The sequence below is a fragment of the Pedobacter sp. PF22-3 genome (assembly GCF_026239555.1).
Lineage (GTDB): Bacteria > Bacteroidota > Bacteroidia > Sphingobacteriales > Sphingobacteriaceae > Pedobacter.
Genome location: NZ_JAPIVP010000013.1, coordinates 134,880 through 149,559 on the forward strand (window position 1 = coordinate 134,880; position 14,680 = coordinate 149,559).

Genomic DNA, 14,680 nt, shown 5'->3' on the forward strand with positions numbered 1-14,680 from the left:
ATGAAAAGAAATGCAACAGCCGTATGGCAAGGTTCTATCAAAGAAGGTAGTGGTAACATCACTACACAAAGTACTACTTTAAATAATACTCAATATTCTTTCAATACTCGCTTTGCAGATGGTGTGGGTACAAATCCAGAAGAATTAATTGCTGCTGCACACGCAGGTTGTTTTACCATGAAACTATCTGCTAACTTAACTGAAGCAGGATTTACAGCAGATAAATTGGAAACTAAATGTGAAATTAACCTTGACCCATCAAAAGGTGAAATTGTAGAATCACATTTAACTTTAACAGCTTCTGTACCTGATTTAACACAGGAAAAATTTGATGAGCTGGTAGCAGATGCAGAAAAAAACTGTCCCATCTCTAAATTATTGAATACAACCATTACAGTTGATGCTACTTTAGCGTAAAATTAATCACATCCTCAAGAGATCGTCATTTCGAGCGGAGTGCAACGCAGTCGAGAAATCTTTTAAAAGAGCTCTCCCCGCCTTTACGGGCAAGCCGCTGCGCTCCAGTCGTGATGACGAATCCTCTACGATTCGCAGGTTTAAGCTACTAATCGCTTACGCAGTTAACCAAGAATTAAACAATCAAAATGCCTAAGCCATATATTTCCCCACAATTGGCATTCTTCTTCCCATGCCAAAGGCTTTTGGTGATACCCTTAAGATAGGTGGAGTTTGGTAACGTTTAAACTCGGCAATATTTACCATCTTTAAAATGCGTAACACCAATGCTTCATCAAAACCCTGAGCAATAATGGCTTTTGAGCCTTGTTGCTTTTCGATGTGCTGATATAATATTTTATCAAGGATTTCATATTCAGGCAAAGAATCCGAATCTTTCTGATCAGGCCTCAATTCTGCCGAAGGGGGTTTAACAATAGTATTGATCGGAATAATTTCCCTTTCTTTATTAATGTACTTCGCCAGCTCAAAAACCTGCATTTTATATACATCACCAATAACACCAATTGCACCGCACATATCGCCATACAGCGTACCATAGCCTACCGCACATTCACTTTTGTTAGAGGTATTTAATAAAATATAACCAAATTTATTGCTCATCGCCATATTAATAATGCCGCGGATCCGAGCCTGGATATTTTCTTCCGTCAGGTTAAAAGGCAAGCCTTTGAAAGCTGGTGCCAGCGTGTGATCGAAAGCATCGGCAACGTCTTTAATAGGCACAATTTCGTGCATGCAACCAATATTATTAACCAGATCTAAAGCATCTTGTACAGAATGATCGGATGAAAATTTAGATGGCATTAAAACAGCCATTACATGCTCGGGGCCTAATGCACGACAGGCGAGGGCACAAACCACTGCTGAATCAATTCCGCCAGACAGGCCTAAAACCGCTTTACTAAACCCAGATTTCTGAAAATAATCTTTTATCCCTAAAACTAAGGCATCATGAATTTGTTCGATATCTGTTAATCTTTCCGATTTGGGATACTTATTGCGCACATTTTCAACCTCTTCCAGATCAAATACCTGAAGGTCTTCTTCAAAATATTTCATTTCTGCTTTCATGGCTCCATCAGCGTCGAAAACCAAAGAACCGCCATCAAAAATAATCTCAGTCTGCGCACCCACCTGGTTTACATAAAATACGGGCAGGTGATATTTTTTCGCATTGTCAGCCAATACTTTTATGCGTTCATCATCATGGGTATAAGAGAAAGGTGATGCTGCAATATTAATCATTACATCAGGTTGCTCTTTAATCAGCTCATCCATTGGATTTGATACATACAATGGATTATCATTAATATTCCAAAGATCTTCACAAATGGTCAAGGCAATTTTTTTACCCTTAAAATCAATACAGTTAAATTGTGTGGCAGGTTCGAAATAGCGATATTCATCAAAAACATCATAGGTAGGCAATAATGCTTTTTTAACAACTGCCTTAATTTTTCCTTCCTCAATAAAATAAGCTGCATTATACAGGTCTTTTCCTTGTAATATCTCATTTTTGATAGGCAGGCCAACAATGCAGGCAATATCGGTGCAGTGTTTGGCTATTTCCTGAGCTGCGCTTTCGCACAATGCAATAAACTCTTCAAACTCCAGAAAATCCCTTGGAGGATAACCACAAATAGCCAATTCGGCAAAAACCACCAGATCTGCTCCTTTATCTTTCGCTAATTGAATATTTTCGGTTATTTTTTTAGTATTGGCTTCAAAGTTCCCGATGTGGTAATTAAGTTGTGCGAGTGCTATTTTCATGTTTAATGTATCAAGGAGTAAGTATCAAGACAAAAATATCCAGATTAAAAGAATACGCCGAAATTAAGCGCTAAATAATGACTTCTAACATCTCTGGCTTTATCTGTTACAATATTAGTGAACCCATTATTAAAAGTTAAACCAGCTACGATACTGGTATTGCCAGAAATATCAAATTCGCCACCTCCACCAATAATTAATCCGGCACGGTAAAGCTTGATGTGATCAGACACATTTAAATTATCGCCAACAACTGCTCCACCTGTAACTGCATCTTGTTTTGCACTAATGTTGATTGAATTAGACAACCCGAACTGGCCATACCAACGCTTTCCATCAGTTTTTACGGTTTTTAATTTTATGGTTAAAGGCAAGTCTATGTATTGCAGTTTATATTTTAAATCATAAGCTTTCGGTGCCGAACCGGGCGCATAGTAAGGTAAAACATTGGCCTCTGTACTTTTACCATTAATGGAAGTAATTGTCAGCGCAGTAGAAAAACTATAATTTGGAGCAAAATTAAAATCACCAATTAATCCATAAGAAAAGCCCAAACCTATTCCATCTGTTTTTCCCTGCTCGGGTTTAACCCAACCAAAAGTTGGGGTTGCAGTTAAACCCAACCTAAAACCGTAACTGGTTAAAGGCGAATTTTGCGCCCAGGCACCAAAACTTAAAACAGATAAAATTAAAATGGTTGATATTCTTTTCATGCTATAGGTGTTTATATATATTTGTGATACATGATGTATAACGTAAAACACTGGCAAATTTATCTAATTTTTCTTTTTGCCATCACATTTATTTCCTGCAGGCAGAACAACAGGCCCGATGTAAGTAATATACAGGTAAGCATTAAAATTGAAAGATTTGATAAAGAGCTGTTTAATGGAAAAAACAAGGATGTGATTGATGTAGATAAGCAACTTGCTTCAAAATATGACGTGTTTTATGACGATTTTATCCATCGGATTTTAGACAGTAAATATTCCAACACCGAATCGTTGAACAATTTATACCATGATCGGGCCTATACAGATTTAAGCAAGGAAGTAGATAGTGTTTTTCCAAATTTAAAGGCACAGGAAGAGGGACTAAACGAGACTTTTAAATACATTAAATATTATTACCCAAAGGCGAAGATTCCAAAATTCATTTCCTTTGCTTCAGGTTTTGCTTACCAGATGCCGGTTGGTGATAACTATCTGGGCATTGGCTTAGATATGTTTCTGGGCAAAGACAGCAAATTTTACAGGGCTATAGTGCAAAGTGTACCGCTATATCTTTCCAGGAGGTTTACACCTGAATATATTGTGCCCCGCGTAGCCGAAACCTATGCACATGAAGAACTTTTTGCAGAGCCTGATGATAATAGAACCTTATTGGCTAAAATGATTTTTCAGGGAAAAATTTTATACTTTCTCGACCAGGTTTTGCCCGAAGATGTAGACGATTCTACTAAAATCGGATATACCCAACAGCAAATGGATTGGGTACAAAATTTTGAAGGAGATATTTGGGCATATTTTTTAGAGAACAATTATCTGTATGAAACAGACTATCAAAAAATCCAGGTATTTTTATCTGAAGGGCCTTTTACGCCAGGTTTAGGCGAAAATAGAGATTCGGCACCAAAATTGGGTGTATGGATGGGATGGCAAATAGTTAAAAAATATATGAAAACGCATCCTGACATTACTGTGCAACAGTTAATGGCAGATAATGATGCGCAGAAAATTTTAAAGGAATCGAAGTATAAACCAAAACAACAGAAGTAGTTTTCAGTTAGCAGTATCAGTTCAAACAATTAACCCATAAAAAATGAAAGTTGGCATTGTATTATCAGGCGGAGGCATTAGGGGAATAGCACATTTAGGCGTTTTAAAGGCCTTTAGCAATTTGGGCATTACCTTTAGCCACATTAGCGGAACAAGTGCAGGAGCCATTGCCGGAGCTTTTTTTGCTGCAGGCATAGATCCGGAAGAAGGGTTAAGTATTTTCCTTAAAACAAAACTTTGGCGCTTTGTACGTCCGGCAGTGGGTTCGCTAGGCTTAATTAATATTGAAAATACCGCTTTAATTTTAAAAGAATATTTCCCTGAAGATTCAATCGATAAACTAAAAATACCTTTAACCATAGCTGCTGTAAATTTTAGTGAAGGCCGGTTGGTTTACTTTACAAAAGGACCACTAATCAGGGCCATTCATGCCTCTAGTTGTATACCCGGTATTTTTAAACCCATTATGATCGATGGTCAGATGTATGTGGATGGCGGTATTTTAAATAATTTTCCGGTTGAACCTTTAATGGACGACTGCGATTTCATTATAGGCTCATCCTGTAACCACCTTAAGCCAGTTGATAAAATCACAGGAATCACCAATCTAATGGGCCGTGCAGGTATCATGTCTATTAACCATGATATGGAAAGAAAAGCTAAATTTTGCAATGTACTGATCGAACCTAAAGGTTTAGGGGCCATTAGTACATTCGACATGAAACGTGCGGAAGACATTTATTGGCTGGCACACGAAGAAGCCTTAATTACCATTAAAAACAGCCCGACCATTTCTGAATTAATTACAAAATAAGGAACTAATTTTCATATATTTTTTTTCTAAAAAGTAATATTAATTATACATGATTATAATTTAAAAATTCATTTATATCATGCATATATAATACGCTAGTGAAATAAAAATATTACAAATCTATTGGTAATAACATATTTAAATTTTACTTTAGGACGTACATCGCAAATATGCGGCAAACAAACCTAAATTTCTATCTATGTTTTTCAACCAAATTATTCTTTTCCAAAGAAGAAGAATTCCTGTCTTCACAATTTTCTAAATGATTTCTCCGCCAAAAATCAGATCATTATTTTACCTAAAAAACCTAAACATGAAATTTTTAAAATTAAATAAAACCTTATTAACCGCCCTTGCGCTATCTACAGTATTATACGCCTGTAAAAAAGAAAGGCCTACAGAAACGGCAGATTTAGAAAAACCAGAAATAGCTGCTGTTAATCCGCTTGGTAATATCCAAATCTGTACAGAAAGATCTTTAGATGGCACTACCCCAAGAGGCGCTGTACTAAAGTCGACCAAATGGACACCAGGAACGACAATAAAAGTAAGTTTAAATGGAAGCACGGCAGCCATCAGAGCTAAAGTAATCCAATATGCTAAAGCGTGGGAACAATATGCCAACATTAAATTCAACTTTGTAACAAATGATAATACAGCCAAAATCAGGGTAAGTTTTGTAAGCGGAGATGGATCCTGGTCTTACATTGGAAAATCAACTCCCAGCACTGGCGCGACCATGAACTACGGTTGGTTAACCGCAAGTACAGCAGATTCGGAATATAGCCGCGTGGTAATTCACGAATTCGGTCATGCCTTAGGATTGATCCATGAGCACCAACACCCATTAGTGGCTATTCCTTGGGATAAACCAGCGGTTTACGCTTATTATGCTGCAGCACCAAATTATTGGAGCCAGGCAGATGTTGACAATAACTTATTTGCAAAATACAGCACCACGCAAACCAACTACAGCGCTTACGATAAATATTCGATCATGCACTATTCGGTTCCAAATGAATTAACTATTGGTGATTTCGAGGTGGGATGGAATACGGTATTGTCTCCTACTGATAAATCATTTATCGCCTCAGTATATCCGTTTTAAAAATAAATAATTACACATAGTGGTATAATTGGCCACTATGTGTATTTTACTGCTGTAAAATATATAATAAATATGCTGATTGCTTTGCGGATTTCTTTGATGAAACAGTTTTTAGCCTGCTCAATCCTAATGCTATTCTGCAAAGTTGCATCAGCTCAAGATCTTCACCAAAGGTGGAGCCTAAAACCTTATATTGGTCTCCAGCAATCTAAATCTGATTGGTCTATTGCAGGTAATGCAGCCGGGACAGGTCCGAATATATTATCAGAATTGATCTGGAAAAATCTTAAAGGGCCAGTTTTTGGGCTAGATGTTAGCTACAAAATCACCAATAGGTTCAGCGTTAAAGCCACCAACCAATACTACAGCATAACTAAAGGCGAAGTAGAAGATACCGATTATGCTGAGGATAACCGACAAGGTGCTTTCTATTTTGACCTGCTTGACGCAAATAAAGGCTACCTATATGATGGTAGTTTACAATTCAGCTATCAGCTCGTAAAGTTTGGAGAATTTAACATTAATCCAATTGTTGGCCTATCATATCATCAGCAAAAATTTCACCTGTTAGAAAGCGCCAATAACCCCGATAGCAAAGGCCTCAACTCTATTTATGGAATAAGATATAAAGGCTTCGATTTAGGAGCAGAATTTGTACTTAAAACACAAAAATTTAGTATCGGGGCTACAGTTTTAGGTGGTTTTTATACTTATTCAGCCAAAGCCAATTGGAATTTAATTCCCGATTTTGCAAAACCAGTAAGCTTTACACACCGGGCAAATTCCTTTTCATTAGCCGGAGATATCGATCTGGCAGTACCATTGAATAAAAGTCTACAGGTAGAGGTTGACTATATAATCAATAACATCAATACTTACACTGGTGTAGATAAAGCCTATTATAATACCAGACCAACAGAGGAAACTCAATTTAACGGTGCAAATTTTAGAAAAAACGCAGTATTATTAGGGATAAATTTCAGCTTTTAATTTTAAGACTATCTCATTGTCCTTGTTTCCAACGAGGATAATATAGAATGGCGATTTTATCGCAGAGAAGAACAATTCTTGTGACTGATGCAAGCACATTACAAATGTGGTTTTCCACAATCCTCGTTAAAAACGAGGACTATATTAATTCGTTTTTAAGGCTACCAAACGTTCGCCCTCTAAAACCGGAATGGTTTTGCACAGATTTAGCTGCAAACAAAAAACCACATCTTCTTCTATATTCAACTGAGCCAAGCGATGGCTATGTGATGATTTGTGAAGGTATTTTCTCAAATCTTCTTTAGCCAAGGAATAAAGGTCTTCAGCTGCCACACTGGAATCATCAAAATGTTTAAAATTCTGGCGAAGATTGCTTACTACGGCACCTGCAAAAAGGGTATCTTCTAAATTGAACTGATCTTTCCAGCCTGCACAAAGTAAAAGCACATTTTTATCCTGAATTTTCAAATAATTACAAAGTGAATCTAAGTTAAGGAATGACCCTATCACAACTTGATAGGCTCTTTTCTGTGCCAAATGTAAGGCCTTGGTTCCGTTTGTAGTTGTTAGAACAACCATTTTCCCATTTACCTTTTCGTGTGTATAAGAGAATGGCGAGTTGCCGAAATCATAGCCTGCAACTACCTCTCCGTTTCGTTCTGCTGCCAATAAAAATCCGCTATCGCGATAGTTCAAACAATCTTCAACCTGGGCTACAGGAATAATCGCCTCAGCACCATTATCTATCCCATAAGTAATAGAGGAGGTCGCTCTCAAAATATCGATAACCACTACAATACTTTGTTCGATATCATATAAATCGATCAAGGCTGGCGTTAAACAAACTTCTATTTTTTTTGACATGCGAGGAGATATGAGTATTGAGATATGAGATATGAGATTTCAGAGGATCAAACCGTCTCAAATCTCACATCTAACTTCTCAAATCTTACTTATAAAAAGGAAACTTAACCACTTTAGCTTTAATTGGCGTATTGCGAATTAAAATAAAAACTTCAGTTCCTTCTTTAGCGAAATCTTTTGCAACGTAACCCATCCCGATTGCTTTTTGCAAAGAAGGTGCTTGCGTACCAGAAGTTACTTTACCAATAATATTTCCGTCAGCATCAGCAATTTCATAATCATGGCGTGGAATACCGCGATCGATCATTTCAAAACCCACTAATTTCTTTTGAATACCTGCTTCTTTTTGTGCTAACAAAGCTTCTGAGTTGGTAAAAGATTTAGAAAATTTAGTAATCCAACCTAAACCGGCCTCAATTGGCGAAGTCGTATCATCAATATCATTTCCGTATAAACAGAAACCCATTTCTAAACGTAAAGTATCACGTGCACCTAAACCAATCGGCTTAATGTTATAAGGCGCACCAGCTTCAAAAATGGCATCCCAGATCTGATCAGCATATTGGTTTTCGAAATAAATCTCGAAACCACCTGCACCGGTATATCCTGTTGCAGAAATCACCACATTATCAACACCAGCAAAAGTGCCCTTTACAAAAGTATAATACTCCATCGAAGCCAGATCAACCTCGGTTAGGCTTTGTAAAGCATCAGCTGCCTTTGGTCCTTGAATGGCTAAAAGAGAAGTCTGATCAGAAATATTGTGCATTTCTACTCCTTTTGTATTAAACTGTTGTATCCAGTCCCAATCTTTTTCAATATTTGATGCATTTACCACCAACATATAGGTTGTATCATCTATTTTGTAAACCAGAAGATCATCAACAATACCGCCATCTTTATTTGGCAAACAAGAGTACTGAACTTTTCCATCATACAACTTAGCAGCATCATTACTGGTAACCCGTTGAATTAAGTCTAATGCATTTTCGCCTTTAAGAATAAATTCACCCATGTGGCTCACATCAAAAACACCTACTCCATTACGAACAGTTGCATGTTCAGCATTAATACCTTCGTAAGTAACAGGCATATTATAACCTGCAAATGGAACCATTTTAGCGCCTAAAGCGATGTGTTTTTCTGTTAATGCGGTATTTTTCATCCGTAAATTTTATTTTTTTATGAATAATGAAGCGATAACAATTTCACCCCCAGATTATGGCGATTTCATTCGTATTCTTCGTGGGGCAAAACTACTAAGAAAAAGACAAAATTTTGAGGTTAATTTAAAGAGCATTTTTAGATGGTTTTTCTGTTCTTCCGTCATGCTAAACTTGCTTCAGCATCTATTAAAAAGATGCCCGGAGTTGACAAATTTCTCTCTAAGCGTATAGAAAAGATGTTAACTCTTATACAGTTACGCACTTACCAATTCCCCATAAATCTTCAACATTTTACTGGAGATTAAATGAACCGCATGATCATTTTCGACTGTTTTCCTGGCGTTCTCTCCTATTTCAGCCCAACGTTTAGGATTGATGACACATTGTAAGATTGAACGGTAAAATTCATCTGCAGAATCAGCAATTAAAATATCATGTCCATGCTTGTAATTAATTCCTTCAGCTGCAGTAGTTGTAGCAATGATGCATTTTTTCATCGCCATGCCTTCAATAATCTTCACCCGCATTCCGGTACCAGAAATTAAGGGCACAATCATAATTGCCTTAGAATTCATAAACTCTACGGCATCAAACACCTCTCCTTCTACGATCAGGTTCTCTGAATCATATTCAAAAAAATGTTTCTGCATATTTTTCCCGGCAATATAAAAACGGAGGTCTTTATTTAACTTTTCAATGTCTGGCCAGATATCATCTAAAAACCATTCTAAACCTTCCTGATTTGGCCGCCAATCCATCGCCCCCAAATGAAAAAGCGTAGGAAAACTGGTTTTGGTTTTGTCTACCTTATATTTTTCCAGATCGATGGCAACCGGAAAAACCGACATCGGAATTTCGCAACCAAACCTTAATATACTTTGACGATCGGGTTCGGAAATGGCAAAAATGTGGTGAAAGCGGTTAATCTGATCCGTTTCGTAAGCTTTAAGCCGTTGTGCCAAAAAAGCTAAGTACTTACGCCGAATGAGAAACTTTTCTGAAAGCGAAAGACGTTCCCACAACGTAAATTCGATATTATGTGCGCGGTAAATCAGCTTTGCATTACTATTTGCTTTAACCACATCCAAATAGGGCACCACGAAGAGCCCCTCGAACTGGATGACATCGAATACGTTTTCCCTTAAGAGATTTTCCAGCTGCCGCGCAGCATCTTCGCTGTAATACCGGGAAACATTGTATGATTCGTTGGTGAAAATATTAAAAAAAGCCGACCACACATTTACATCGGTATCTAAATCGTAGGTATGGTATTTAATCTGTTCAAAAATGGGGTCATAAATATCTTCAATATCGATACGGCCCTTTGTTGGGTTAAGGCTAAACAAGGTAATATCTGCACCAAGTTGCAGCAAACCTTTTATGGTATTATAAACCACAATAGGGTAACCACTATTTGGCGGAAAGGGAACCCGCTTAGTAATCAACAGAATTTTCACAATGTGGTGAAAATACGAATTTTTAGGCGTTTTTTGAAAACAGTTCTAACTGGGGATCGCTTACATTAAATGTTTTGCGGTGAAATGGCGATAAACCGATTTCGATTACAGCCTTACGGTGTGCAATTGTTGGGTATCCTTTATTCTGCTGCCAATTGTAATGCGGAAAATCGATGTGTAGATTGGTCATGTATTCATCGCGGTGCGTTTTGGCCAGTATAGAAGCGGCGGCGATATTTAGATATTTACCATCGCCTTTAACAATACAACTATGTGGAATCTGCGGATAGGTCTTAAAACGGTTCCCATCAATAATCAGGTATTGTGGTTGTGTTTGCAATTTCTCAATAGCCCTGTGCATGGCCAGAAAAGATGCATTTAAAATATTAATGCGATCAATTTCTTCATGATCGCAAGAGGCTACTGCCCAAGCGAGAGCCTCCTGTTCAATAATTGGCCTTAACAGCGCCCTTTGCTCGTGAGAAAGCTGTTTGGAATCATTTAAACCCTCAAGTACAAAACCTTTGGGCAATATTACCGCTGCTGCAAAAACTGGCCCTGCAAGGCAACCTCTTCCAGCTTCATCACAACCAGCCTCCAATAATTCTTCCTGATAGCAGTTTAACAACATGTTGCAAATTTAATTATTTTATTTTTTGCGAATGAAAGTTAAAGATTAAATTGTTTCTGTTTATCAATTGCCAATAGTATGACCTATGAGAGTATACAACGAAACCCTTGCCCACCGTGTAGCCGAACGTTTAATGCACATTGCTGATGTAGAAGAAAAACTGATGTTTAGCGGGTTAGTGTTCATGGTGAATGGCAAAATGTGCATTGGTGTTTCGAAGGAGGGTATGATGGTAAGACTGGATCCAAATGGTTTAGAAAACCTATCGCATAAAGATGGATGGCACCAAATGATCATGGGTAATAGGCCTATGCGAGGCTATATTTCAGTATCAGAAGATGTTTTAGTTAGAAATGATGAGCTTGATTTTTGGGTTAAACTTGCCCTGGATTTTAATCCTATTGCCAAAGCATCAAAAAAGAAATAAACAGGTTAAGGCCGGCAAAGCTCCAAAACAGGCTAATTCTAGTAAGAGCCATATTTTTTGATTAATTTTACCATTCTAATCAAATTTTATGAAAAAAAGAGCTGCTCTGGCCATATTTCTACTGTCTATATCATTAACCGTACTGGCTCAAATTAAAACAACCACTACTGCAATAACTACCAACGAAAATACTCAATTAAGAAAACAGGCACCAGAAGGGCATTATTGCGACTATTGTAAGCTGAATTATCCGGAATCGCATTTCCCCTGCATCATGAAATCCATAAAGGGTAAATTAGATGTAACTTCCGGAGAGGTTACTTTTGTTGCCGGGCAACCCATTGGCGGGATTTTGGTAAAAGCAGACAAGAACCCTAACGGCAATATAGTTACACTTGTAACCAACCAAAATGGCGAGATAGAATTTAACAATGCCAGCGCAGGGAATTACAAATTTATCCTTTTGGTCCCTTCCACCAATCCCAAATCACGGGTGGCAGGATCACCAATAGGCGGAATAGTTGTTAAAGGTGGTAAAAATCCGGGAGGAAATTTAATCACCTTAATCACAAACGAAAATGGCGAAATAGAGCTGAATAACCTGCCTGTAGGCATTTATAAATTTACTGCAATGGGAGCCTCTGCAACAGAAAAAGCTAATCCATTATACAAATCGAGTTATTCGGAAAAGGTATATCCTTAGTATCAATATCTTTAAATTTATGCTACTCCCGTTTTTTGGCACTATTATGGAATCTTTCAAATCTGTGCATCTTTAAATTATTATACATTTAAAACACACATTATGAAACATTTAAATTTAATATTAAGCCTTGCATTTTTTTCGATAGGATTTCAGTCTTTTGCCCAAACGGATAAGCAAACCACCATAAAAATCGTAACAGATAAGAATTATGCTTTTGTGGCCAACACAGCCACTCCAATGGCTAACAATGACATTAACAGAATATTGTCAACAATGCCAGGCAGCCAGGTAGGTTCTTCCATAAACCTAAGCGGATCACAATACGATGTAAAGGTTACCAAAGACAGTATTATTGCTTACCTGCCTTATTTTGGAAGGTCTTTTTCGGCTCCGATAGATCCGACACAAGGTGGTATTAAATTTACTTCAAAAAATTTCACCTATAAAGAATCGAAGAATAAAAAAGGAATGTATACCATCCAAATTGAAACAAAGGATGTGGTAAGAGAAAATTATCGGTTTACAATCAATATTTCGACAAACGGTTATGCTTCTTTAACGGCGAGTAGTATCAATAAACAGCCCATTATTTTTAATGGATATTTAGAAGAGCTAAAGAAAAAAGATTAGATATTAGAAGCCAGGCTTAATAAATCTTGATTTCGAGCGGATTGGAGAAATCTTTTAGCACGGTTCAAAGATCTCTCCGCTTTGCTTTGCTTCGGTTGAGACGACGACTGCACTATTTCTTAACCAACTCAATCTGAAAAATGTGCGGCCATTTTTTGCCAGCTACAAAAAGCCTTTTACCAGCTTTATCGTAAGCGATTCCGTTTAACACATTATTGGCTTTTTCATCTTCAGTTTTAAAATAATCTGCTGGCAACAGTCCTGATAAATCGATCTTACTTTGAACGGCACCCGTTTCCGGATTGATGATCATGATTTCGTTTGTTGTATATACGTTTGCATAAATTTTACCGTCAATAACTTCAAGTTCATTCAGATTTTGGATCGGCCCCTTATTATCAAACACATCAATCGAACCAATTTTTTGATAAGTATCCTTATTCAGAAAAAAGATCGTATTTGAACCATCGGTATTCAACACCTTCTCCCCATCAAAAGCCAAACCCCAGCCTTCTCTTCCAGCAGTATAAGAAAACTCAGACAATTTCTTCAAAGTAGCTTTATCGTAAACAAATCCAACTTTTTCGCGATACGTTAACTGAATAATTTTGTTTCCAATTACGGTCATGCCTTCGCCAAAATATTGCTTATCTAAATCTGCTTTCTGAAGAATTTTTCCTGTTGCCGGGTCTACCTTGCGTAAGCTCGAATGGCCATAATCGCCGGCACTTTCGTAAAAGAAGCCATCATGATATTCTAAACCCTCTACATACGAAGCGGTATCATGAGGCAGGTTCTTAATTACCTTATAAGTATATTCTGTAGGCGCCTGCGCTGCCAATACGTTAATATTTGAAGTTAAATCTTCTGATTTTCCTTCTCCAAATATTTTGGCGGTTAACAGGTGGTTACCCAATTTCAGACCTTCTGTTTTAAGTTTAAGCGCCAAAGTATCGGTTTTCGAAGCAACTTTGATGGTATCGATCAAATAAATTACAGAGTCTACTTTTTGCTCAGCTCCAAACTGCACTTTCACATCAAATTCATTTCCTGAGGGCACATTAACACCAGTTAATGGAGCAACAAAATTACGGTAAGTTGTGGTTGTACGCTCTTTACAAGAGCTTACAAATGCAAGTGCAATTCCAATAAATGCAATTTTTTTAATGGGGTTAATCTTCAGGCCAAAACGCATCTTCTATATGGTTTAAATTATAACTTTTATTTTTTGTAAAGGTAATCGCAATAATATCAAAACGGATATCATTTTGATGATTCATGATTTCAATATAAGCATTAGCGGCCAATTCCATCTGAATTTGTTTCGCTTTGTGTACAAATTCCTCTGGTTCTCCAAAAGCAATGGAGCTACGGGACTTAACTTCAACAAAAACCATAATACCATTTTTATATACAATTAAATCTACCTCAGCCTTACCATGTGTCCAGTTTTCATCTAAAACTTCGTATCCTTTTCCTTCCAGATATTGCTTCGCAATCCGTTCACCTTCTCTACCTAAATCATTATGAAGCGCCATGTCTACTTATTGAATGAGTGAATTTTGAATGAATGAATTTTATAGTCTCTTTATCAAGAACGATCGTCATGATTGAAAAGCCGTCATTTCGAGCGGACCCGATAGCTCCTAATATCCGCATGTCTGTTATAATTATGAATATTGGCAATTTACAAAATGAATATCACCTGATTTTATCCCCCCTATAACTATATTTATAGCTGCAATTTCATTTTGGATGGCATTTCTGAACAGATCTGGGATCGAAATTCTATTTTGGGCATAAAAATGGTTATGACATCCCCTCCCGGCGGTATCCCAGGTTACATATTGGCATTAGGT

At 37.3% G+C, this 14,680-nt stretch carries 16 protein-coding genes; 8 read left to right on the plus strand and 8 right to left on the minus strand.

Translation table 11 applies throughout. The features are described 5' to 3' along the window. Complete coding sequence (locus OQX63_RS16790) at window positions 1-417, plus strand: OsmC family protein (RefSeq protein ID WP_090983017.1); 417 nt, start codon at window positions 1-3, stop codon at window positions 415-417. Between the two features lie 192 nt (window positions 418-609). On the opposite strand, the gene OQX63_RS16795 is transcribed toward OQX63_RS16790, so the two are convergent. Together OQX63_RS16795 and OQX63_RS16800 are read right to left on the minus strand one after the other, a co-directional pair. Further along, on the minus strand, window positions 610-2,250 hold the full coding sequence (locus OQX63_RS16795) for an NAD+ synthase (protein WP_265851976.1): 1,641 nt from the start codon (window positions 2,248-2,250) through the stop codon (window positions 610-612). A gap of 44 nt (window positions 2,251-2,294) precedes the next feature. Beyond that, window positions 2,295-2,963 (minus strand): porin family protein, encoded by a 669-nt coding sequence (locus OQX63_RS16800; RefSeq protein ID WP_265851977.1) that lies wholly within the window; start codon window positions 2,961-2,963, stop codon window positions 2,295-2,297. 30 nt (window positions 2,964-2,993) lie between these two features. Here OQX63_RS16800 and gldB point away from each other — a divergent pair, with 30 nt between their 5' ends. The 4 genes from gldB to OQX63_RS16820 all read left to right on the plus strand — a co-directional run bounded on the left by gldB (window position 2,994) and on the right by OQX63_RS16820 (window position 6,940). Continuing rightward, window positions 2,994-4,028, plus strand: a complete 1,035-nt coding sequence (gene gldB, locus OQX63_RS16805) for a gliding motility lipoprotein GldB (RefSeq protein WP_265851978.1) — start codon at window positions 2,994-2,996, stop codon at window positions 4,026-4,028. A 43-nt stretch (window positions 4,029-4,071) separates the two neighbouring features. Then, window positions 4,072-4,842: a patatin-like phospholipase family protein gene (locus OQX63_RS16810; protein WP_265851979.1), complete on the plus strand. Its 771-nt coding sequence runs from the start codon at window positions 4,072-4,074 to the stop codon at window positions 4,840-4,842. Between the two features lie 313 nt (window positions 4,843-5,155). Beyond that, entirely contained in the window at window positions 5,156-5,950 is a 795-nt protein-coding gene (locus OQX63_RS16815) for a M12 family metallopeptidase (RefSeq protein ID WP_265851980.1), read from the plus strand. Window positions 5,951-6,079: 129 nt separating this feature from the next. Then, entirely contained in the window at window positions 6,080-6,940 is an 861-nt protein-coding gene (locus OQX63_RS16820; RefSeq protein WP_265851981.1) for a hypothetical protein, read from the plus strand. 144 nt (window positions 6,941-7,084) lie between these two features. Here OQX63_RS16820 and OQX63_RS16825 read toward each other — a convergent pair whose 3' ends face one another. From OQX63_RS16825 to OQX63_RS16840, 4 genes are all read right to left on the minus strand, one after another. Continuing rightward, the gene (locus tag OQX63_RS16825) at window positions 7,085-7,804 is read right to left on the minus strand and encodes a 2-phosphosulfolactate phosphatase (RefSeq protein ID WP_265851982.1); all 720 of its coding nucleotides are present in this window, start codon (window positions 7,802-7,804) and stop codon (window positions 7,085-7,087) included. Between the two features lie 85 nt (window positions 7,805-7,889). Beyond that, the gene (gene gcvT / locus OQX63_RS16830) at window positions 7,890-8,969 is read right to left on the minus strand and encodes a glycine cleavage system aminomethyltransferase GcvT (protein WP_265851983.1); all 1,080 of its coding nucleotides are present in this window, start codon (window positions 8,967-8,969) and stop codon (window positions 7,890-7,892) included. A gap of 255 nt (window positions 8,970-9,224) precedes the next feature. Continuing rightward, a complete protein-coding gene (locus tag OQX63_RS16835; protein ID WP_265851984.1) occupies window positions 9,225-10,427 on the minus strand; it encodes a glycosyltransferase family 4 protein in 1,203 nt (400 codons plus the stop codon). A 22-nt stretch (window positions 10,428-10,449) separates the two neighbouring features. Continuing rightward, entirely contained in the window at window positions 10,450-11,058 is a 609-nt protein-coding gene (locus tag OQX63_RS16840) for a ribonuclease HII (RefSeq protein ID WP_265851985.1), read from the minus strand. Window positions 11,059-11,143: 85 nt separating this feature from the next. Here OQX63_RS16840 and OQX63_RS16845 point away from each other — a divergent pair, with 85 nt between their 5' ends. The 3 genes from OQX63_RS16845 to OQX63_RS16855 all read left to right on the plus strand — a co-directional run bounded on the left by OQX63_RS16845 (window position 11,144) and on the right by OQX63_RS16855 (window position 12,821). Next, window positions 11,144-11,485, plus strand: coding sequence for a TfoX/Sxy family protein (locus tag OQX63_RS16845; RefSeq protein ID WP_265851986.1), 342 nt, complete (start codon window positions 11,144-11,146; stop codon window positions 11,483-11,485). 88 nt (window positions 11,486-11,573) lie between these two features. Then, the gene (locus OQX63_RS16850; RefSeq protein ID WP_265851987.1) at window positions 11,574-12,188 is read left to right on the plus strand and encodes a hypothetical protein; all 615 of its coding nucleotides are present in this window, start codon (window positions 11,574-11,576) and stop codon (window positions 12,186-12,188) included. Between the two features lie 102 nt (window positions 12,189-12,290). Continuing rightward, window positions 12,291-12,821, plus strand: coding sequence for a DUF4251 domain-containing protein (locus OQX63_RS16855; RefSeq protein ID WP_265851988.1), 531 nt, complete (start codon window positions 12,291-12,293; stop codon window positions 12,819-12,821). A 112-nt stretch (window positions 12,822-12,933) separates the two neighbouring features. On the opposite strand, the gene OQX63_RS16860 is transcribed toward OQX63_RS16855, so the two are convergent. Continuing rightward, window positions 12,934-14,016, minus strand: a complete 1,083-nt coding sequence (locus tag OQX63_RS16860; protein WP_265851989.1) for a glutaminyl-peptide cyclotransferase — start codon at window positions 14,014-14,016, stop codon at window positions 12,934-12,936. Continuing rightward, entirely contained in the window at window positions 13,994-14,359 is a 366-nt protein-coding gene (locus OQX63_RS16865) for a YraN family protein (protein WP_265851990.1), read from the minus strand. The genes OQX63_RS16860 and OQX63_RS16865 overlap by 23 nt, the downstream gene beginning before the upstream one ends. Between the last annotated feature and the right edge of the window lie 321 nt (window positions 14,360-14,680).